We start from the raw sequence: 21,251 nt of genomic DNA, 5'->3' as shown, positions 1-21,251 counted from the left end.
GAAGGTCATCAGCGCTGGCCACTGTTGGCATGTGAACTTGTGGATTTAAGGAATCACACCATGGCTCCATATTGGTCAATATCAGGGTTTTTGCTGCTGCTTTCGCTGTTCGAAATCCTGGTTAAAAAAGACGAACGCACAAATTATGCTTTAACCTGGCTGCTCTGTATTGCTGCCATGATTTTGATTGTTTTCGGCGGTATTCGCGGTCTGGGCACCGGCATGGATGACTTTCAGTACCGGAGTTTCTTCGAGGACTTCGTACGACGCATTCAGATTAACGGCTTTTTTAATACCGTCGCTTTTTTCCGTTACGAACCGCTGATTTTCGCCATGGCCTGGCTGACCAGCCTGTTTTCGCACAATGCCAGCGTCTTTCTGTTTGTGTTTTGTGCCATTGCAGTTTCCATAAATACTTACTTCTTTAAGAAGATGTCACCCTATCCGGTGCTGGCGCTGGCGCTGTATTCCGCGCACATCTTTATTAACAAAGACATAAACCAGATTCGCTTTGGCCTGAGCTCCGCGCTGTTCCTGGGTGTGCTGTGGTCCATTTACCTCAAGCGTTACTGGTGGGCATTTACCTTTTTTATTCTGTCATTTATGAGCCACAACACCGCCGTTATGGTGGTGACGCTGGTGCCGTTCCTGTTTATTCGTGACTGGCGCTGGTGGCCGGTGGTTATCATTCTCTTCAGTCTGCCGCTCTCCGTTGTCGGCGGTTCCAGCTTTATCGCGCTGATTGCCGGTCATCTGGGGTCGCTGGGTGAAAGGGCATCGGGCTATAACAACGACCCGTCCTACGCAATGGATGGCAGTATCCTGTCAGTCTCGAACCTGAAAAACATCATGCTGGTGTTTATCTTCTTCTATTTCATGCTGACGGAAGAGCTGAAGCGCGAAAATTACGCCCAGTACCGTCTTAACTATCTGCTGATTTTAAGTTTTGCTATCGGCGGGGCGATCAGGATCTTCCTGTACAATTTCCCGTCGGGTTCACGTCTGTCCAACTATTTGCAACAGGTCGAGCCGATTATCCTGACCTCGCTCATCTTTCAGGCCAGGCGCGTCTGGAAGCCCGCACTGTTTGGCATGCTGGTTTTCTTCCTGCTCTATTACCTCTACTACAACACCATCTCCACCAAACAGGCGGTTGTCGGCTACGAAGTGGCGCAGGAGTTTTGGTTGACTCGCTAATCAACCCGGCGATCGTCCTCCCGTGAAAGGCGTCACGCAGGGGCGGTTGCCAGTCAGAACACAGGTTTTTCTTCGACCTTTGTCGATTGAATTGTTTATTTTTGAACTATTTTAATGAGGTGCTGGCAATGAAGGACATTCGTTTCTCCATCGTAATTCCGGCTTATAACGCGTCAGAATCGATTGTCACGACGCTGGATTGCGTTAAAGCACAGACGTATCGTCATTTCGAGGTCATCATCGTTGATGACAAATCGGCGGATGCCGCCGCGCTCGCCGAGGTGGTTCGCAGCGAGCGTTACCAGGACCTGGACATCAACCTGGTGTTGTCAGAGGTCAAGCTGAATGGCGCAGGTGCGCGTAACAAAGGCATTGAACTGGCCACGGGCGACTATGTCAGTTTCCTGGATGCCGACGATGAATGGCACGCCGATAAGCTGCTGCAGGTCACAAAAAAAATTGCCGAACTTGAGGCGCAGGGCAAAGACAAGACCATTATCTTCAGTCAGGTGAATATCTATCAGGACGGCGCGTTCCTGAAAGTCATGCCAATGCAGCCGCCTGCTGAAAATGAAACGGTGGCGGAATATCTGTTCGGTTGTTATGGCTTCATTCAAACCAGCACGATTGTGCTGAAGCGTGAAGATGCCGCCAAAATTCAGTTCGATGCGCGCTTTATTCGCCATCAGGATTATGACTTCTGTATCCGTGCCGATCGGATGGGTTACCGGTTCGAGATGATTGACGCGCCGCTGGCTAATTATCATCTGGTGACCTCGTTCGGTTCAAAGCACAAAGGGGAATCGGTCAAATACTCCCTGTTCTGGCTGGATACCATGAAGCCGCACCTTACCGCGCGTGATATTCACACCTATAAAGCCTTTAAGCTGCCGCTGCGCTACAAAATGGACGGCAACGCCCTGATGGCGAGCGTGAGTTTTGCCCGCTATTTCTTGCTCACTAATAAAGACAATCGCACCTACTTCCTCAACCGCGTGAAAGACAAGCTGAAAGCGCGTTTTGGCGGTGAAAAGGCACTTTCCTGATTCTCTTAAATGTTGTGACGTTTCTGTGCTGCCGGAAGCCTCTCCCGGTCGCTCCGTCTTTTTATTTATTCAGGTATGAAAATGACTAATCACTCTGGTACCGTTGGCATCGTGATGCCTATGTATAATGCCCGCCAGACGGTATTACGCGCCGTGCAGTCCGTGTTAAATCAAACCTATCAGGACTGGCACCTCTATCTGATCAACGATAAATCCACCGATGACTCCCTCGCCTGGGTAACAGAACAGTGCCACGATCCGCGTATTACGATTCTGGACAATGCCGTGAACATGGGCGCAGCCGAAACCCGCAATGTCGGCTTGCGCGCGGCCAAAGAAGAGATCATTGCTTTTCTGGACAGCGATGATGAATGGCACAGTGATAAACTGCGTCAGCAGATGCAGGCGATAGCCGATGGGGATAATCTGGTTATTACCGAATATCATTATAAAACCCGCAAAGCTGACCACGATATCCGCTACTCGAAGCCGTATTTACAGCAGGACAACTTCGTAAAAAAACAGTACCGTGTCTGCTTCTCTTCCGTGTGCTTTCGCCGCCCACCAGGCGGTATTTTTTTCCAGCGCAAAGGTCATGAAGACTTCCTTTTCCTCTACGAACTGTTTAGCCGTTATAAACAGGCCAGGATAATTCAGACAATTCTGGTGAATTATTATGAGCTGGGCGATTCTCTGTCGCGTAATAAAAATAAAGCCGCGAAATGGCACCTCGAACTATTAAGAATTATCTATAAAAACAATCCGTTAAAAATCTATTACTATTACGCCTGGTATATGGTGAACGGTGTGCTTTTTAGCCTGAAACACCGTTAAGCCGATCGGCAGGATTGTCTGTAAACTTTGAGGTGGATAACGTTTCATGAAAAAAATCGTCCTGGTGATCAAAGACGCTTACTCGTATGCCGGCACCGAGAATATCTGTAACTTTATGTCGGAATGCCTCGGTGATGAGCACGACGTCACCATTTACTCGCTGGAAGGGCACGGTCAGCCGTTTTACCCGTTTGAAAAGGTTAAGCGCATCGTCAGCTTTGAAGGGGAAAGTAACCCGATTAAAAGTGCGGTGGCACGTATCCAGCAGGAAGGCTTTGATACCGTGTTTTTGATCAGCATGGGCCGCCTGAGCGTGATGTTTGCGTTCTGGAATCTGATGACGTTTAAAAAGAAACGTTTCAAAGCCTATGCCTGTGAGCACGTGGCCATCAACTCCTTTAGCAAGCCCATTAAATTCCTCAAATTCCTGCTTCTGCGCTACTACGACCGCGTGATTGTGTTGACGGATAAAGATCATCAGGTCTTTCAGCGCTGGCACATTCCCAGCCAGACCATCCCCAACCCGGTCGTATACAAAGCCTGGCAACGCACCTCGCGTCATCGCCAGGCGCTGGCAGTCGGCCGTCTGGACAATCAAAAGGGTTTTGACCTGCTACTGGATATCTGGCGCGACTTTGCCAAAGCCCATCCAGACTGGACCCTGGTCATTGCCGGTGACGGCGAGCTGCGCCAGCAGCTGCACGATCAGTCTGCCGTGCTGGGCATCACCTCCAGCGTGAAGTTCGTCGGCAAAGTCAGCAACATCAACGACTACTATCGCGACAGCGATATGGCGCTGATGACCTCGCGTTATGAAGGTTTACCGCTGGTTTTGCTGGAAGCCAAATCGTGGTCGTTGCCGGTGGTGGCGTATGACTGCCCGACGGGTCCTCAGGAGATCATCAATCACGGTGAAGACGGCTTCCTGGTGCCAATGAACAAGAAAAGCGAATTTCTGGCGCGGATGGAGCAACTGGCGAGCGATGATGCCTTGTTCTACGCCATGAGCGAAAAAACCCAACACACTGCGCTGAAATTTGACGGCAAACAGATTAAACAAAGCTGGCTGGCGCTGGTGTAAACGGGCTGGAGATGCTCATTTTTGCTGTGCCTCATGGGACACCTTTTATGGCTGAGTTTATAGCCTTCATGACGACGGGATTTACTGCATGAAAAGAAGAGAAGTCTTGCAAACCGCAGCCTCCGCCCTTGTCGGTGCGCTTTCCGTGAGCACGTTTTCCAGTTACGCCGCCAAAAATACAGGTCTGGCGCTGAAATCGGTTGATGCAACGGCGATCCCGAAAGGGGATGTTCCCATTCTTACCCCTGAAAATGTGTACGCCATGCCACCGCAGTTTTGGCAAAATTTTCAGGGGAAGCTGTGGATTGGCAAAGCAGGCAGCGATGCCCGCCAGCCCGGTAACCAGATTCCGGTCTTTTTGCGCGATGCCAACGGCAATCTGGCGCAAATCACCCAGCCGATTACGCTGAACAAAGGCAATTTTGATCAGTTCGTCAAAGACAATGCGGCGCTTATCGCTAATCCGTCGCACGCCATGGCACTGGAGGACAGCAACGGACAGACCGTATTCAACATTCCGGATGTCAGTCAGCCGGGTCAGGCCGCTTTTAGTCAGCGTCTGGCGCAGCCTGCCGGTTATCAGCTCATCGGGGAAATTCCTTCTGTCGATGATCTGCGTAAAACGCGGCCGCTGTTTGAAGGGGCAAAGATTAAGCTGAAGAGCTGGCATCCCGGCCTGGAAGTAGGCGGGGGCGAGTTTGTTGGCAGTTTTCAACCCGCTCAGGACGATCAGGGCGTGATTTTCAGCGGCGACGGCTTTCACTGGCGGCGCGTGGTGGATGACTATAACCGGCTGTCGCTGTTTGACTTCGGCGCGATCGCCGACGGCAAAACCGACAGCGCGCCCGCCATTAAAGCCATGTATCAGTGGTCGCAACAGAGCGATCAGCCTATCTGTGTCCAGTTCCCGGCAGGCACCTTCTTCGTGACAGGCTGTGACTTTGGCGAAGAACAGCGTCGCTTTTTCCGTATCTCCGGGGCCATGGTCAACTTCGGCTACTTCCCGGCGACCACCATCGTTTCTGATGGTCAATCCCCGTTTGTGTTTGAGGTCAGCGCCCGCTGGGTGGAAATCTCCAACCTGATTTTCAATGGCAATACCGATACGAAGCCGAATAGGCAGGGCCTGTTCCGCAATACCTGTCCGGGAGGGCAATTCTTCCGGGGGGCCTGTCTGCGTTTCAACAACGTTGGTGGCACCGCGCTGAGCCTGCTGGATACGCTGGACTGTAAAATTGACCAGTGGTACGCCTCGGCCTGTACCGGTGATGTCATTCAGGCCGGCTGGTCAGGACAGAAGAAGGGCAACTGGGATCACAGCACGGCGATTGAGCTTTCCAACTTCAATGCGCAGCACTGTAAAGGTGGCAAGGTCCTGAATCTGCCGCGCTGCAGTCAGTCGCTGATTCATAACGGCTGGATTGAACACTGCGACAATCCCGGCGATATCTCCAATGGTCAGTGGATTATTGATGCGCTCAGTCTGGAAGATTGCAAAAACCCGCTTATCGCCTGGCACTCGCGCCTGAATACGCGCCAGACCAACCTGCAGTCGGGGAGCTGGATTGATAACTCAGAGCAGGGCGATCGCTGGTTAAGCGCCTGGGAGATGGGATCGACCCGCGTTGAATCCTACGGCGTCGCGATTGATGGCAGCCTGAAATACAACTATCTCACTTCGCGCTGGTTGCTGGAAAACAACACCAGTCAGCCCGTGTGGTACGAACTGGCTAACCTTTATTCTCCTACTGTCGGTGACTCGTGGGAAATCGAGGTCTTCGGCCAGTCGCAGTTTAACAACGGCACGGACAGCGAACCGCTGATGAATCTGATCGACGGCAGAAACACCGGTGGTCGCGCGGTGATTCATGTACAGCGTAAGAAAGATCACGCTGAAGCCAGCTGGTCAGCGGAAGGCAGCAGCCCGGTGCTGGACGTGCGTTACGTGGCGAAAACGGACACCGATACACAGGTCTTTATCAGGCTGGCAGGCTGGACGCCTTCTGCTGCCATCATGATCAAAAGCACCGCGAAGGACCGTTTTGTGACCGGCCGCTGCGCACGGGTCGATGCCAAAATGGCTAAAGCTACGCCCGACAGTGGCAGCCATGCTGCACCGCAGCGCTTTAGTCTGCACAACGGCAAAGCGGGCGTCGGCGCAAATGAGCAAGGCGATCTCCTGCTGGCTTCCCGCGCGCTGTCGGCTGACAACGTGGATACCCGTAAACCAGAAGGTTTCGTGTCGGTGGTCATTAACGGTAAAACCGTTGCCTTGCCCTATTTTGCCATTAAAGCGTAATTGAGAGAGGGCTGCCCTTAGCGGCAGCCAGGGCCAACAGGATCTGGGCTGTTGGCGTGCACGTTATTGCTGTTTTTTATCAGTGTTCATTTTGCCCGTTTCGGAACTGGGCGGTTGTCAGAATTAGAAAAAATTTAATTCGGAGTTTTTATGAAAATTTTATTGGTGGGTAACCATACCTGTGGGAATCGTGGGGATGGCGCGATTCTGCGTGGGCTGATTGATTCAATTCAGGCCGCGCGCAACGATGTCGATATTGATGTGATTAGCCGTTATCCAACCAGCTCCGGTTATCTGCTTCAGCAACATATTCAGCAGGACAAGCTGTTCCTGCATAACAACTCCTCGGGGAAGGGCCTGATTGGCTCAGTCAAACGTAAGGTAGCGAACCGCCTGATGCCCAACATCATGATGGCACACCTGGGTAAAGGCGGTCCTTACAAGTCATTTTCCGTGCCGCCGCACCTTAAAGCCTTTACGGAAAGTCTGAAGGATTATGATGCCATCATCCAGGTAGGCGGCTCATTTTTTGTCGATCTCTATGGCGTAACGCAGTTTGACCATACGCTTTGTGCTCTGTTAGCTAAAAAACCTATTTACCTGATTGGTCACTCGGTCGGTCCGTTCCAGAATGCGCGCACCAACCAACTGGCAAATTTTGTGTTTGATCGGGTGGACAAGCTTATTCTGCGTGAATCGGTCAGTCTGGATCTGATGAAGCGGGATGGCGTTACCAGCTCGAAAGTGGTGGCCGGTGTGGATACCGCGTTTCTGGTTCGTGCCCGTGAAGTGGAAAATCCCAGCCACAGCCTGCAACACTGGCAGAGCGTGATCCGCTCGCGTAAAACCATTGCCATCACGGTACGCGAACTGGCCCCCTTTGATAAGCGTTTGGGCGTCACGCAGCAAGACTATGAAGCCGCATTTGGCCGGGTGATTAACGCGATGATCGCGAGCGGTTATCAGGTCGTCGCCCTGTCTACCTGCACCGGTATCGACAGCTACGCCAAAGATGACCGCATGGTCGCGCTGACCCTGCGTGACCACGTGCAACAGTCTGAGCATTATCACGTCGTGATGGACGAGTTTAATGACCTGGAACTGGGTGTGCTGCTCAGCGAGTGTCATCTCACCATTGGTACCCGTCTGCACTCTGCCATTATCTCGATGAACTTCGGCACGCCTGCCGTAGCGATTAACTATGAGCACAAATCCATGGGCGTCATGAATCAGTTAGGCCTGCCGCAGATGGCGACCGATGTGCAGAGCCTGATGGACGGTTCCCTGATCGATAAGGTGCAGAGCGTCCTGGCCGACTACGACGCGATCAAGCAAAACGTTGCTGCTGCCGTGGCGCACGAAAGGGAAGTGGGTAACCGAATCACTGAAGAGATTCTAAACGTAATAGGATGATGTGATGAAACTGACTTTTTTCACGATGCGTTTCCCGGTTGCCTCTGAAACATTTGTTCTGAACCAGGTCACTCATTTTATTGATGCGGGCTATGACGTTGAGATTATCTCGGTATTTCCGGGGGATCTGGTCAACCGGCATGGCGCGTTTGATGAGTACGGCCTGGCAGCAAAAACGCACTACATGCTGCCAGAAGAAAAAGTGTCGCTGACGGACAAGCTGGGACAACGCCTGAAACTCGTTTTGCCTAAAATCACCCGGGCATCCTTATTACGTTCGCTTAACGTGCGCCGCTATGGCGCACAATCAAGCAAACTGCTGCTTCCCGCCATTGTCGCCAATGCGCGTCAGACCTATGAAGCGGATGTGTTCCTGGTGCACTTCGGCTATGCCGGTGCGCTGGCAAATAAACTCCGCGAACTGGGTATTCTGAAGGGCAAACAGGCCACCGTTTTCCACGGCGCGGATATTTCGCGTCGTCACATTCTTGACGAGCACAAGCAGGATTACCGCAACCTGTTTCAGCAGAGCGAGCTGATGCTACCGATCAGCCATCTGTGGCAAAACAAGTTAATCGAAATGGGCTGCCCGCCCGAAAAGATTCACGTGACCCGTATGGGCATCGAGCCAGAGAAATTCAACTTCCAGCCGCGCGACGGTTTTCACACGCCGCTGCGTATCGTGTCTGTCGCCCGCCTGACTGAGAAGAAAGGCCTGGATGTCGCGGTCAAAGCCAGCGCCATGCTTAAGCAGCGCGGCGGTCAGTTCCAGTACACGATTATTGGTAACGGCGATCAGGACAAGATGATGCGTGACTTCATTGCGAACGAATCGATGCAGGATTGCGTCACCATGCCAGGTTTTAAACCGCAGGAGGAGATTCGTAAGGCGCTGAGTGATGCCGATATCTTCCTGCTGCCGTCAAAAACCGCCGCCGATGGCGACATGGAAGGTATTCCTGTCGCGCTGATGGAGGCGATGGCGGTTGGGCTGCCGGTGGTCTCCACCTTCCACAGCGGTATTCCTGAACTTATCGAAAACAACGTTTCCGGCTGGCTGGTCAAAGAAGATGACGCTGACGCGCTGGCCGACACCTTACTGAAACTGTCCCAGGGCGAGGTAGACGTTGCCCCCGTTGTTGCGGCCGCCAGACAGAAAGTGGAAACCGAGTTTAATCAGCATATCGCCTACCGCGAGCTGGCACAGATTCTGGAGCAAATGGTTTGAGTGGAATAAAGTCACAGGCGATTTGGTTGTTTGGCAGCACCTGTTTTTCAGCCGTACTGCAGGTCGCGCAACTGAGTTTTCTCGCCCGTAAACTCGAAACCCATGAACTGGGGCTGCTGGCCATCATCAACGCCATTCTGGCGGTGGCGGGTGTCCTGCAGGACATGGGAATGAGCAGCTATCTGGTACACCGCCAGGACATCACGCGCCGCGAGCAGAGCACGATCTATTGGGTTAACGTCGGTATTAGTTTCTGTACCGGCCTGGTTATGCTGGGCATTGCTTTCCCGGTTGCCTGGTTCTATCACCTTCCGGCGTTAACCGGACTGATTATGCTGACCAGTCTCAACTTCCTGGTGCTCGGTCATCTGTCTCAGTATCAGGCGCACTATATCAAAACCAAACGCATGGTTTCGCTGGCGAAAATTGAGATGGGCACGAAGCTGTTCGCCTTTCTGTGTGTTGTCGCCATGCTGGAGTTTACGTCGCTCACCGTCGCGGCAGCGATTCTGGGCCTGTTTATCAATGCGTTCACCCGTATTTTGTGCATGATTGCGCTTGGAGAGAAGTCCTGGCGGCCTACGCTGGAGTTCGACAAACAGACCTTTTTTAACGCGGTACGCTACGGAATTTACCAGCTCGGTTCGCAGACGATTAACCAGTTACGCACCCAGGCCGATGCGCTGGTGGTGGGGAAAGTGATGGGCGCTGACATGCTCGGTGTTTACTCACTGGCGAAAGAGCTGGTGCTGCAACCGCTCAAGCTGGTGTCGCCCGTGATTAACCGCCTGGCGCTGCCGCGCTTTGCCGAGAAGCAGCACGATCCAGAGCAGTTGAAGAAACTGTTCCTCAAGGGCACGCTGGTGATTATGTTGTTCAGCAGCGCGATGTATCTGGCTATTGGTATTTTGTCACCCGTCATTGTTCGCGTGCTGTATGGTGCCTCACATGAGCAGGTTTACCATCTCATTCCGTTGATGCTGCTGTTTGGCATGCTGCGCCCGATGGGCGGTCTGACTGGTGCTATTTCCCAGGCTAATGGTCGCACCAACGTGGAGTTCTACTGGAACATCGTCGCGAGTCTGGTGGTGGTGGCGGTGCTGGCCACGACCTTTATCTGGCCGAACGTCCTCTATGTCGCGCTGACGCTGTCGATTTCGCAGGTGTTAATTTCCGCCCTGGCGCATCCGTTCTTTATTAAACCGGTCATTGGCATTCGTTTTATACCCTATGCCCGACAGTGGGTGTCGGTCTCCGTGCTGTTTGCGGGACTGATGCTGCTGGTCAATCACTTCAACCTTTTCGTGATGCCGGAATGGTTTGAACAGTGGCTGTAAGTGTCATTATCACGGGCGACTTTGGGTCGCCTGTGTCGTTTTATGGCTGGCCTTAAAAAGGGCAAAGGGCGTTGCATTCAGACCGCCAGAGACTCGCTTGTCTGCGGGATTGCGCTTTATTTCCAAACGGCGAAAACCCAGGGAAAATCCCGAATTTGTAAGATTTCACAGCGAGTTAGTGTGGGCTTTTCAGATAAAGATTATACTTCCTTTTCCGGTCCATCCGGCATAATTGACGCATGTCTTCACTTCATTAGATGGAATAAATATGACCAAGCTTAAAGCAGTAATCCCGGTTGCGGGTCTCGGCATGCATATGCTTCCGGCGACCAAAGCCATTCCGAAAGAGATGCTGCCTGTTGTGGACAAGCCAATGATTCAATACATCGTTGACGAGTGCGTAGCTGCAGGTATTAAAGAGATTGTGCTGGTCACCCATGCGTCCAAAAATGCGGTGGAAAACCACTTCGATACAACGTACGAACTTGAAGCGTTGCTTGAAGCGCGCGTGAAGCGTCAGCTGTTGAGTGAAGTACAGTCAATTTGTCCGCCAGGCGTGACCATCATGAACGTACGCCAGGCGCAGCCACTGGGCCTGGGGCACTCCATCCTTTGTGCCCGCCCGATGATCGGCGATAACCCGTTCGTTGTCGTCCTGCCTGATGTCCTGCTGGACGATTCTACCGCTGACCATTTACGTTATAATCTGGCGGCCATGGTGGCGCGTTTTGAAGAGACCGGTCATAGCCAGGTTCTGGCGAAGCATCTGACCGATTATGACCTGTCAGAATACTCTGTGATCACGACGGAACAACCGCTGGAAAACCCGGGCGACGTCAGCACCATCAGTAACTTCGTTGAGAAACCAGAGCATCCGGCTGAGTTAAACTCAGACCTGGCGGCGGTAGGGCGCTACGTCCTCTCTGCCGATATCTGGCCAGAACTGGAACGTACCGAACCGGGCGCATGGGGACGTATTCAGTTAACGGATGCGATTGCCAGCCTGAGCAAGAAAAAAACGGTCGATGTGTCCCTGATGACCGGGCACAGCTTTGACTGTGGACGCAAGTTGGGTTACATGCAGGCATTTGTCTCGTACGGTTTACGAAACAATGCGCAGGGCCGTGATTTCCGCGAAGCGATCAAGCATATTCTGGCGAAGTAATCACTGTATAATTCGCCGCGGTTAACGCGGCAGAAAGGGAGAAGTTGAGATGGCAATTTTGGTTACAGGCGGCGCGGGTTACATCGGCTCTCATACCGTACTGGCGCTGCTGGAGCGCGGTGACGACGTCGTCGTCCTGGATAATCTGTGCAATGCCTCGCGTGAGGCGATTAACCGTGTTGAGAAACTCGCCGGCAAGAAAGCCACCTTTATTGAAGGTGATGTCCTTGACCGCGCCTGCCTGCGCGACCTGTTTGCCTCTCACCGTATTTCTGCCGTGATTCACTTCGCCGCACTTAAAGCGGTGGGTGAATCCACGCGTATGCCGCTGGAATATTACGAAAATAACGTTGCCGGTACCGTTGTTCTGCTGGAAGAAATGCGTAACGCCGGCGTCTGGAACTTCATTTTCAGTTCCTCTGCCACCGTTTACGGCGCTAACGCGCCGGTACCTTACGTTGAAACTACCCCGATTGGGGGGACGACCAGCCCGTACGGCACCTCCAAGCTGATGGTCGAATTCATTATCCGTGATTTTGCCAAAGCCGAGCCGAAGTTCAAAACCATTGCGCTTCGCTACTTCAATCCGGTTGGCGCGCATGAATCGGGTGAGATCGGTGAAGATCCATCAGGCATTCCAAACAACCTGCTGCCCTATATTGCTCAGGTCGCTATCGGTCGTCTGGATAAGCTCGGTGTGTTTGGCGGTGACTATGATACGCCAGACGGCACCTGCCTGCGTGACTACATTCATGTCGTTGACCTGGCGGAAGGCCACCTTAAAGCGCTGGATCATCTGGACAAAATTGAAGGTTATAAAGCCTACAACCTGGGTGGTGGCAAAGGCTTCTCCGTACTGGAGATGATCAAAGCCTTTGAAAAAGCCTCGGGCAAACCGATTCCGTATGAAATCAAACCACGTCGCGATGGCGATCTGCCGGCGTTCTGGGCGGATGCGTCGCTGGCGAACCGTGAACTGGACTGGCGTGTGACACGGGGGATTGACGCGATGATGCGCGATACGTGGAACTGGCAGTCGAAGAATCCGGAAGGGTTTCGTTAATATTACTCATTAGCATTTGTAAAATCCCATATCGTTCGATGCTAACAAGCAGCCGCACGTATGGGATGTTCCTGTATTGTCTTTAAACCGTTCACATCATTGTAAGCACTCACCTGTTAAAAAATGGACTTAGTTATTTTTTGTCCATAAATCAAAAATCTAGGGCGCTTTCAACCCATCCCGCTTGCCACAGAAAACAAAATCTGTTGATTAAATGGTCAGATTTCAGATGCCAAATCTTGTGTGATCAGAAAATTGTCAAAAAGTGGCGCTTTAAACCTTGTCTCAAAGCCAGGATAGTACGAGAATCGTAAGGTTTTTTATCGATTCAGCCAGGTTCTCGAAAATAATAACCGGGCAAGACAACGCCATTTTGTAATGCAGTCTATGCTTAACGATGGCTAAAACTATGTTCACGCAAGTGGTAGCGATAGCCAGGGGCGGTAGCGTGGTTAAAATATGACAACTCAGCAGTGGTGCATACATGCAAGAGATCGTTTGTGTTTTTCTAAGTGCATTCGCGTTGCTATTCATTGCGCGCAAGGTCGCTCGCAAAGTCGGACTGGTCGATAAGCCTAACGACAGAAAGCAGCATAAAGGACACATTCCCTTAGTTGGCGGCGTTTCGGTCTACTTATCACTATGGATTTTATACATCATGCAGCCAGGTTGGCTGCCTGATTTCACCATCTACATGTTCTGTGCCACGGTACTGCTGGTCGTCGGCGTCCTTGATGACCGCTTTGATCTTCCGGTAATGCCACGCATCATGATTCAGGCATTGATGGCTTGTATCATGATGTGGAATGGTTATTACTTGTATTCATTAGGAAATGTGCTTTTCGGCTTTCAGTTAGTATTGGGTATTTTTGGTTATGCGGTGACGCTTTTTGCTGTCATCGGCGCGGTAAACGCATTCAATATGGTAGATGGTATAGATGGACTATTAGGAGCTTTGTCGTGCGTCACATTTGGTGCCTTAGGAATCGTGTTTGAAATCGGCGGAAACACGCCTCTTGCCCTATGGTGTACATGCTTGATGGCGGCATGTTTACCATACATATTACTCAATCTGGGCATTCCTTGGGGCAATAAATTTAAGGTCTTTATGGGTGATGCAGGAAGTACCTTAATAGGTTTTACAGTAATTTGGCTATTAATGTTGGCGACACAAGGCACAGAAGCCGTGATTCGTCCAGTGACTGCGTTATGGCTAATCGCCGTTCCGCTCATGGATATGGCACGTGTTATGGCTGCTCGTCTCCGTCGAGGCTATAGCCCTTTCAAACCCGATCGGGAACATTTGCATCATCTGCTCATGAGGGCAGGATTGACTGGACGCGGGACACTTGTCGTTATGGTCATATTCGCAGCTATACTGGCAGCAGCAGGCGTTGCATTTGATTCTTTGGGCGTAAGCGACAGCTGGCAATTGCTGCTTTTTATTGCTGCATTCCTTTCATTTAATGGAATAATATACCGTTCAGCGCGATTTCATAGAGTTAATCAAATTAGTTTAGCTAAACAAAATGATACGAATGCATTGGCTGATAAATTTTAAAATCTAATGATGTGAAATTTATATAGTTCGGAAAACTTTATTAGATGTAATTTTCTCCTAACATAACTTTCATGAAATTTAGAAATGGATAGTCATTATCTTTTCTGAATGTTTAAAAGAATAAATTCTGGATAGCGATTGTGAATATTCTAGTTACTGGTGGTGCCGGTTTTATTGGATCTGCGGTAGTTCGACACATTATTGAACATACGCAAGACAGCGTAGTTAATGTTGATAAACTAACCTATGCAGGTAATCTTGAGTCTCTTAAAGATGTTGGCAAGCATCAACGCTATAATTTTGAACATGCTGATATATGCAATGCCGATCAAATGGATACTATCCTTAAACGTTACCAACCAGATGCAATTATGCACTTAGCAGCAGAAAGTCATGTTGATCGTTCAATTACCGGCCCCGCAGCCTTTATAGAAACGAATATTGTGGGGACTTATACAATTCTTGATGCTGCCAGAAAATACTGGATGCAACTGGATGAATCCCGTAAGGCTAATTTCCGCTTTCACCATATCTCTACGGATGAAGTCTACGGAGACCTACCACATCCAGATGAGGTGCAAGATATTTCAACTTTGCCCCTTTTTACCGAACATTCTGCATATGCACCGAGCAGTCCTTATTCTGCTTCAAAAGCATCCAGCGATCATTTAGTCAGAGCCTGGTCACGGACATATGGTTTACCTGTGATTGTGACAAACTGCTCAAATAACTATGGCCCGTACCATTTTCCAGAGAAACTTATTCCTCTGGTGATTTTAAATGCACTTGAGGGCAAACCTTTGCCCGTTTATGGGAAAGGCGATCAGATTCGTGACTGGTTATATGTGGAGGATCATGCACGAGCACTTTTAACCGTCGTTAAAACGGGTAAAATTGGCGAAACTTATAATATCGGTGGGCACAATGAGAAGAAAAATATAGATGTTGTGCATACTATATGTGATTTATTGGACGAAATCGTACCTAAAAAAACATCATATCGTGAACAAATAATTTATGTCAAAGATCGACCTGGTCACGATCGCCGCTACGCAATCGATTCAGGGAAAATAGCCCGTGAATTAGGTTGGAAGCCATTAGAAACCTTTGAAAGCGGTATACGTAAAACGGTGAAGTGGTATCTGGCAAATACGCAATGGGTTGATAATATTAAAAGCGGTGCCTACAAAACTTGGATTTTAGAGAATTATGGAGACCGCCAGTAATGAATATCCTGTTGTTTGGGAAATCGGGGCAGGTTGGCTGGGAACTTCAGCGCGCTCTGGCACCTTTAGGCAATGTAATAGCATTGGACAGACACAGCAAAAATTATTGTGGTGATTTAAGTCAGCCAGATGAAATAGCAAAGACAATTCAGCAAATCCAGCCCGAGATTATTGTGAATGCAGCTGCATATACTGCTGTTGACAAAGCAGAGTCTGAATCCAGTCTGGCATATCTAATCAATGCTCATTGCGTTGAGACAATTGCTAAAGAAGCGAAAAAAATAAATGCCTGGGTTGTTCATTATTCAACTGACTATGTATTCTCAGGTGAAGGTGATTGTGCCTGGACCGAGACTGATTTGACCAGTCCAGTAAACACCTATGGTGCCAGTAAGCTTGCTGGTGAACATGCACTAGCTGCATATTGCCAGAAGTTTTTGATCTTACGTACAAGTTGGGTCTATGCGGCAAATGGTAACAATTTTGCTAAAACGATGCTGAAGTTAGCCAGTGAGAGAAAAGAGCTTTCTGTTATAAACGATCAGTTTGGCGCCCCCACAGGCTCAGAACTGCTGGCGGACTGCACTGCCCATGCCCTTCAGACGGCATTACGTAAACCTGAAGTCGCAGGCATTTATCATTTGGCTGCAAGTGGTACAACAACCTGGTATGAGTACGCTTCATTTGTTTTTAATGAAGCCCGAAACAAAGGTATCATGCTTTCTCTCGAAAAGTTAAATGCCATCCCAAGCAGCGCCTATCCTACACCGGCTCGTCGCCCCTATAATTCTCGACTCAATAACTCCCATTTCCAACATATATTTGGATTAAATTTACCTGAATGGTACTCAGGTGTTGAGCGTATGTTAAACGAAGTTTTAATGCAGCAAAAAGATAAATAATTAATTTAATGCCTGATATCAGGCATTTTATGCTTAAAGAGATAAAAGAATGGCAAAGCGGAAAGGAATTATTCTGGCGGGCGGTTCAGGAACACGCCTCTATCCAGTCACAATGGCTGTTAGTAAACAGCTTCTGCCTATTTACGACAAACCTATGATCTATTACCCGCTTTCAACACTTATGTTAGCAGGTATAAATGATATTTTGATTATCAGCACATCACAGGACACACCTCGTTTTGAGCAACTTTTAGGCGATGGTAGTCAATGGGGAGTGAACTTGCAATATAAAGTGCAGCCAAGCCCAGATGGTCTTGCCCAGGCTTTCATTCTTGGTGAGGCGTTTATTGGCAATGATAACTGTGCATTAATTTTAGGCGATAATATATTCTACGGGCATGATTTGCCAAAACTCATGGAAACAGCCATCGAGAAAGATGAGGGCGCTACCATTTTTGCTTATCATGTCAATGATCCCGAGCGATACGGTGTTGCTGAATTTAATAAAGATGGCAAAGCAATCAGCCTTGAAGAAAAACCAGCTAAACCGAAAAGCAATTATGCTGTCACCGGACTTTATTTTTACGATAACAGTGTCGTCGAAATGGCGAAAAATCTAAAACCGTCACCTCGTGGTGAGCTTGAAATCACAGATATTAACAGGCTTTACCTTGAGCGGGGGGATCTCTCTGTAGCGATGATGGGAAGAGGTTTCGCGTGGTTAGATACTGGAACGCATCAAAGTTTAATTGAAGCGAGTAATTTTATTCAGACCATTGAAGAACGACAGGGATTAAAAGTATCTTGTCCTGAGGAAATCGCATACCGAAAAGGTTTTATTGATCGTGAACAGGTTGCTAAGCTAGCTAAACCACTCGAAAAAAATCAATACGGTAAATACCTGATGAGAATGATCAGCTCATAACTTACGGTTAATAATCGCTGACTTTATAAGAAAAATCATTCTTTACTAAAATTCAATTCAGAAAGAAAAAATGAATATTATAGATACAGATATTAAAGATGTATTAGTAATTGAACCAAAAGTATTTGGCGATGATCGCGGTTTTTTTTTCGAAAGCTTTAATAAAAAAATTTTTGATGAAGCTGTTGGCTATGAAGTTAACTTCGTACAGGATAATCATTCTAAATCAAAGAAAAATGTTTTACGCGGACTTCACTTTCAAAAATCACCCAAGGCTCAAGGTAAGCTCGTAAGGTGTGTTAGAGGTGAAGTTTATGATGTTGCTGTCGATATAAGGCCAGACTCTGCTTCTTTTGGCAAGTGGTTTGGTATACGATTATCTGCGGAAAACAAAAAACAATTATGGATTCCGGAAGGCTTCGCACATGGGTTTTACACTCTTACAGATGATGTTGAGTTTGTTTATAAGACTACCGATTACTACTCACCAGAGTGCGAAAGATGCATTAAATGGAATGACGTAGATTTAAATATTTCCTGGCCCATCCCTGATAAATTGTTGCCAGAACTTTCTGCTAAGGATGAAAAAGGTACACCTTTCTCATCTAATCTACATAATTTCATTACTGTGTAATTAAATGAGTTTAATCAAAAATAGCATACTCAATCTTTCTGGGTTCATGATACCTACAATTGTGGCCATACCAAGTTTGGGAATCCTGGCACGCGAACTCGGAACAGAACTTTTTGGCATTTTTACGTTGGCATTTGCGATTGTAGGATATGCAAGCATCTTTGATGCAGGATTAACGCGTGCCGTTATAAGAGAAATTTCTTTATTCAGAAATGACCATGAAGAGCAAATTAAAATAATATCTACAGCCTCAGTTTCAGTATTTTTATTGGGTTGTTTAGCAGGCAGTATACTCTATATTCTAATTCCTTTTATACCCGGTTTTTTACAAGTTTCAATATTTCATATTGATGATGTCAAATCTTCATTTAAAGTCCTTGCAATTACAATACCTGTATTTTTATTAAATCAAATATGGCTAGCGTATCTGGAAGGACATGAAAGATTTGCCATCATTAATATGCAACGTGCGCTCAGTAGTTCTTCTATCGCAGCGATACCTGCAATGTTGATGTTAATACAGCATACTTTATATTATGCCATTGTTGGACTGCTAATTGGGCGAGTAATTTCACTTATAATGAGCTTTTATTTTAGTCGCGAAATTATCCTTAGAAGGTTTCAGTTAAGTAAAGAAACTTATTTTCGACTTTTGAAATTTGGTGGTTGGATAACCATAAGTAACATCATCTCACCAGTCATGGTATATTTTGACCGCTTCGTAATTTCTCATCTTTTAGGTGCTAACAAAATAGCTTATTATACTGCGCCTTCAGAAGCTGTCTCCAGACTGTTGAACATTCCTACAGCGTTATCGAGAGCGCTTTTCCCAAAGTTAAGCGCTGGAAACGCTGACGGAAAAAAACTTGAGAAGCTTAGTTATTTGCTAATGGCTGGGTGTTGTTTACCCATAGTCTTTATTGGTATTTTTTTTGCAGAAAAAATCCTTGTTACATGGATGGGATCTGCGTATGCGGGAGAGCCAGCAAAAATATTACAGATTCTATTAATAGGATTTGTATTTAATGCAATGGCTCAAATCCCCTTTTCTAAAATACAGGCTATAGGTAAAGCACATATTACAGCAAGCCTTCATATGGCCGAGTTAATACCTTATCTACTTATGCTTTATTTTCTTACTGTAAACTATGCTTTAACAGGGGCAGCGGTAGCATGGAGTATAAGAGTGATGGTGGATTTTTTTGCTTTATTCTATCTTTCAAGGAAATTGGATGCAGAACGTTGATATTGCAATGGCAACCTATAATGGTGAAAAGTATATAGCAGAACAATTACGCTCTATTCAAAATCAAACTTACCCTTACTGGACCTTATATATCAGTGATGATGCGTCAACTGACAATACGAAAAAGATCATTGAAGAGTTTGCAAGTCAGGATACCAGAATAAAATTAATTAATATTGAAAGGCAAGGTGGCGTAGTTAACAATTTCAATAAAGCTTTACTATGTACAAATGCAGAATTTGTTTTACTTTCAGATCAGGATGATTATTGGCCCGAGCATCGTATCAAAGATTTATTAGATTTTATTATGCAGAAACCTCAAGATAAGGTTGCAATGGTTTTTAGTGACCTTACACTTGTCGACGAAAATCTGAAAGTTATTTCTGAGAGTTTTTATAAATCACGCTCAATTGACCCATTAAAAAATAGCGATTATAAAACTTTAATTTGGCAATGTAGTGTATACGGTTGTTCAGTAATCATGAACAGAAAACTGCTCGATAAATGCTTGCCATTGCCAGAAGGAATTACGATGCATGATAACTGGTTAGCTTTAAACGCAGCAACTGAAAAGGGATTGTTTTTCTATGATCACCAGACTATTTTTTATCGTCAGCATAGCAATAATGTTGTAGGGGGTTCAGGAAAAACATTAACAACCAAGATAAAAAGTCTACCTAACACAATCGATAAAATAATAAAATACAGGAAAAAGATCACAAAGCTCATCGCAGAAACCAAGAAAATCAGAGGTAACGAGTCTCTTGGTTCGGTCGGAAACTCTTGGCTATCAGATGTTTTTTTTGCGTTAAGAAATATTACACCTGAAATTTTATTCGGTAGCAGAAGAGGGTATGCTTTTTTTATGCTCATTGCTTTTGTGGTAACCAGATGATTTATTTTACCTATTTCTTTATAACCCTTTTTATCTCCTTATTTAGACACCAAAAAAGTGAAAGAATAACTTGTCTAATTATTACTCTTTTTGTGTTTTGTTTCTCTTATCCATCCGGGGGTGATTGGATAGGATATTTTTTGAATTATGATTGCATTCAAAATGTTCAGTGTGACGAAAATACACCTAGCTTTGAGCCTGGCTTTAATTTAATAGTTTACATTTTTGGCAATTTAGGTTTTCTGGGTTATAATATAATAATAGTTATATTTAATATTTATTGCCTCGATAAATTTTCTAAACAGTTTGAGAATAAAGCTTTTATATATTTTTCAATGCTGTCTTTCATGTATTGGATGTTATATGTAGAGGCCGTAAGGCAATCGATAGCAATCTCTTTATTATTGTTGGCTATACCATTCCTTTTTAAAAGAAAAATAATAAATTATATACTTCTGGTTTTGTTGGCAAGTACAGTGCATACAACGGCCATAATATGTATACTCTTTATCTTACCAGTGATATCCCCGAGAATATCACACTTAAGTTCAATGTCGACATTAATACTTTCTCTCGCATTCTTGTTTGTACCGTTCATTATTTTAAATATAGCTTTCTCGCTTTTACAACCAGGATCGCTTGCGTACGAAAAATTGAATTTCTATCTGACTTCTGAAGCTTATCGGCCACAGCTTTCAGCTGGCGTAGGTACTCTCTTCGACTTAATCCTTATCGTTCTTGTCTATATTTGCTACAAGGGGCTGAAGCGTAAGAAAGATGAAAATGTTTTACATCATTTGAATTTAGTCTTACCAGGCGTAATTCTCTATATTAGTTTTTCAATAATAATTGGGAAAATGATGCCGGTGATGACAAGAATAGGTTGGTACGGATTACCCTTTATCATTATCTTACTCAATGCGAAAATTTCCGACTCTGTTTATTTTGAGAAAATAAAAAGCACTGCATCTTTTCCCGTTACTAAATTGATGATTTACTTATTTCTCATAGCGCAAGCAGCACGTCCCATGCTTTATGAACATTCGCGTTATGGAATAATTAATCAGGAAACAATATTTCAGGCCGCTAATTACCTAAACGATGATGGGCTTTATATCAGAGCGAAGAAAAAATGTGCAGTTCTGCACACTATGGGTTTGGAGTTTTTATGTTCAATATAATGTATGATAACAGATAAA

18 protein-coding genes are annotated in these 21,251 nt (G+C 46.9%); all 18 read left to right on the top strand.

Annotated elements, in window-relative coordinates:
• The first annotated feature begins 60 nt into the window (after positions 1 to 60).
• On the top strand, positions 61 to 1,197 hold the full coding sequence (locus RAC65_RS04955) for an EpsG family protein (protein WP_006119869.1): 1,137 nt from the start codon (positions 61 to 63) through the stop codon (positions 1,195 to 1,197).
• A 128-nt stretch (positions 1,198 to 1,325) separates the two neighbouring features.
• Positions 1,326 to 2,243 carry a glycosyltransferase gene (locus RAC65_RS04950; RefSeq protein WP_033740494.1) on the top strand — a complete coding sequence of 306 codons (918 nt, stop codon included), beginning with the start codon at positions 1,326 to 1,328 and terminating at the stop codon, positions 2,241 to 2,243.
• An 81-nt stretch (positions 2,244 to 2,324) separates the two neighbouring features.
• Positions 2,325 to 3,077: a glycosyltransferase family 2 protein gene (locus tag RAC65_RS04945; protein ID WP_058702655.1), complete on the top strand. Its 753-nt coding sequence runs from the start codon at positions 2,325 to 2,327 to the stop codon at positions 3,075 to 3,077.
• Between the two features lie 46 nt (positions 3,078 to 3,123).
• Positions 3,124 to 4,158 carry a glycosyltransferase gene (locus RAC65_RS04940; RefSeq protein ID WP_375096427.1) on the top strand — a complete coding sequence of 345 codons (1,035 nt, stop codon included), beginning with the start codon at positions 3,124 to 3,126 and terminating at the stop codon, positions 4,156 to 4,158.
• Between the two features lie 88 nt (positions 4,159 to 4,246).
• On the top strand, positions 4,247 to 6,457 hold the full coding sequence (locus RAC65_RS04935; protein WP_033740488.1) for a phage tailspike protein: 2,211 nt from the start codon (positions 4,247 to 4,249) through the stop codon (positions 6,455 to 6,457).
• Positions 6,458 to 6,607: 150 nt separating this feature from the next.
• Positions 6,608 to 7,870 carry a colanic acid biosynthesis pyruvyl transferase WcaK gene (gene wcaK / locus RAC65_RS04930; protein WP_058702657.1) on the top strand — a complete coding sequence of 421 codons (1,263 nt, stop codon included), beginning with the start codon at positions 6,608 to 6,610 and terminating at the stop codon, positions 7,868 to 7,870.
• Positions 7,871 to 7,874: 4 nt separating this feature from the next.
• The gene (locus tag RAC65_RS04925; RefSeq protein ID WP_058702658.1) at positions 7,875 to 9,098 is read left to right on the top strand and encodes a glycosyltransferase; all 1,224 of its coding nucleotides are present in this window, start codon (positions 7,875 to 7,877) and stop codon (positions 9,096 to 9,098) included.
• Positions 9,095 to 10,435: a lipopolysaccharide biosynthesis protein gene (locus tag RAC65_RS04920; protein WP_033740483.1), complete on the top strand. Its 1,341-nt coding sequence runs from the start codon at positions 9,095 to 9,097 to the stop codon at positions 10,433 to 10,435. The genes RAC65_RS04925 and RAC65_RS04920 overlap by 4 nt, the downstream gene beginning before the upstream one ends.
• 268 nt (positions 10,436 to 10,703) lie before the next feature.
• Positions 10,704 to 11,600 carry a UTP--glucose-1-phosphate uridylyltransferase GalF gene (galF, locus tag RAC65_RS04915; protein WP_006119858.1) on the top strand — a complete coding sequence of 299 codons (897 nt, stop codon included), beginning with the start codon at positions 10,704 to 10,706 and terminating at the stop codon, positions 11,598 to 11,600.
• A gap of 49 nt (positions 11,601 to 11,649) precedes the next feature.
• The gene (gene galE, locus RAC65_RS04910; protein ID WP_033740479.1) at positions 11,650 to 12,663 is read left to right on the top strand and encodes a UDP-glucose 4-epimerase GalE; all 1,014 of its coding nucleotides are present in this window, start codon (positions 11,650 to 11,652) and stop codon (positions 12,661 to 12,663) included.
• A gap of 484 nt (positions 12,664 to 13,147) precedes the next feature.
• On the top strand, positions 13,148 to 14,224 hold the full coding sequence (gene wecA / locus RAC65_RS04905) for a UDP-N-acetylglucosamine--undecaprenyl-phosphate N-acetylglucosaminephosphotransferase (RefSeq protein ID WP_110268234.1): 1,077 nt from the start codon (positions 13,148 to 13,150) through the stop codon (positions 14,222 to 14,224).
• 140 nt (positions 14,225 to 14,364) lie between these two features.
• A complete protein-coding gene (gene rfbB, locus RAC65_RS04900) occupies positions 14,365 to 15,450 on the top strand; it encodes a dTDP-glucose 4,6-dehydratase (protein WP_375096426.1) in 1,086 nt (361 codons plus the stop codon).
• On the top strand, positions 15,450 to 16,352 hold the full coding sequence (gene rfbD / locus RAC65_RS04895; RefSeq protein ID WP_110268236.1) for a dTDP-4-dehydrorhamnose reductase: 903 nt from the start codon (positions 15,450 to 15,452) through the stop codon (positions 16,350 to 16,352). Before rfbB ends, rfbD begins: the two co-directional genes overlap by 1 nt.
• A gap of 49 nt (positions 16,353 to 16,401) precedes the next feature.
• Positions 16,402 to 17,277 carry a glucose-1-phosphate thymidylyltransferase RfbA gene (gene rfbA / locus RAC65_RS04890; protein ID WP_172912937.1) on the top strand — a complete coding sequence of 292 codons (876 nt, stop codon included), beginning with the start codon at positions 16,402 to 16,404 and terminating at the stop codon, positions 17,275 to 17,277.
• A 70-nt stretch (positions 17,278 to 17,347) separates the two neighbouring features.
• Positions 17,348 to 17,911, top strand: coding sequence for a dTDP-4-dehydrorhamnose 3,5-epimerase (rfbC, locus tag RAC65_RS04885; RefSeq protein ID WP_324030333.1), 564 nt, complete (start codon positions 17,348 to 17,350; stop codon positions 17,909 to 17,911).
• Between the two features lie 4 nt (positions 17,912 to 17,915).
• Positions 17,916 to 19,157 carry a flippase gene (locus RAC65_RS04880; protein ID WP_110268239.1) on the top strand — a complete coding sequence of 414 codons (1,242 nt, stop codon included), beginning with the start codon at positions 17,916 to 17,918 and terminating at the stop codon, positions 19,155 to 19,157.
• Entirely contained in the window at positions 19,144 to 20,052 is a 909-nt protein-coding gene (locus RAC65_RS04875; protein ID WP_172912939.1) for a glycosyltransferase family 2 protein, read from the top strand. Before RAC65_RS04880 ends, RAC65_RS04875 begins: the two co-directional genes overlap by 14 nt.
• Positions 20,049 to 21,233: an EpsG family protein gene (locus RAC65_RS04870; protein WP_375096425.1), complete on the top strand. Its 1,185-nt coding sequence runs from the start codon at positions 20,049 to 20,051 to the stop codon at positions 21,231 to 21,233. Before RAC65_RS04875 ends, RAC65_RS04870 begins: the two co-directional genes overlap by 4 nt.
• Positions 21,234 to 21,251 lie beyond the last annotated feature (18 nt).

Origin of the sequence: Pantoea sp. BS_8, from assembly GCF_041954965.1 — a bacterium.
GTDB lineage: Bacteria > Pseudomonadota > Gammaproteobacteria > Enterobacterales > Enterobacteriaceae > Pantoea > Pantoea stewartii.
This window is presented reverse-complemented; position numbering and strand designations above follow the sequence as displayed.

Coding starts and splice junctions, on each gene's coding strand:
- RAC65_RS04940 (WP_375096427.1), top strand. CDS start 3,124: ATGAAAAAAATCGTCCTGGTGATCAAAGACGCTTACTCGTATGCCGGC.
- RAC65_RS04880 (WP_110268239.1), top strand. CDS start 17,916: ATGAGTTTAATCAAAAATAGCATACTCAATCTTTCTGGGTTCATGATA.
- RAC65_RS04925 (WP_058702658.1), top strand. CDS start 7,875: ATGAAACTGACTTTTTTCACGATGCGTTTCCCGGTTGCCTCTGAAACA.
- galE (WP_033740479.1), top strand. CDS start 11,650: ATGGCAATTTTGGTTACAGGCGGCGCGGGTTACATCGGCTCTCATACC.
- wecA (WP_110268234.1), top strand. CDS start 13,148: ATGCAAGAGATCGTTTGTGTTTTTCTAAGTGCATTCGCGTTGCTATTC.
- RAC65_RS04935 (WP_033740488.1), top strand. CDS start 4,247: ATGAAAAGAAGAGAAGTCTTGCAAACCGCAGCCTCCGCCCTTGTCGGT.
- galF (WP_006119858.1), top strand. CDS start 10,704: ATGACCAAGCTTAAAGCAGTAATCCCGGTTGCGGGTCTCGGCATGCAT.
- RAC65_RS04945 (WP_058702655.1), top strand. CDS start 2,325: ATGACTAATCACTCTGGTACCGTTGGCATCGTGATGCCTATGTATAAT.
- rfbD (WP_110268236.1), top strand. CDS start 15,450: ATGAATATCCTGTTGTTTGGGAAATCGGGGCAGGTTGGCTGGGAACTT.
- rfbA (WP_172912937.1), top strand. CDS start 16,402: ATGGCAAAGCGGAAAGGAATTATTCTGGCGGGCGGTTCAGGAACACGC.
- RAC65_RS04875 (WP_172912939.1), top strand. CDS start 19,144: ATGCAGAACGTTGATATTGCAATGGCAACCTATAATGGTGAAAAGTAT.
- RAC65_RS04955 (WP_006119869.1), top strand. CDS start 61: ATGGCTCCATATTGGTCAATATCAGGGTTTTTGCTGCTGCTTTCGCTG.
- RAC65_RS04870 (WP_375096425.1), top strand. CDS start 20,049: ATGATTTATTTTACCTATTTCTTTATAACCCTTTTTATCTCCTTATTT.
- rfbC (WP_324030333.1), top strand. CDS start 17,348: ATGAATATTATAGATACAGATATTAAAGATGTATTAGTAATTGAACCA.
- wcaK (WP_058702657.1), top strand. CDS start 6,608: ATGAAAATTTTATTGGTGGGTAACCATACCTGTGGGAATCGTGGGGAT.
- RAC65_RS04950 (WP_033740494.1), top strand. CDS start 1,326: ATGAAGGACATTCGTTTCTCCATCGTAATTCCGGCTTATAACGCGTCA.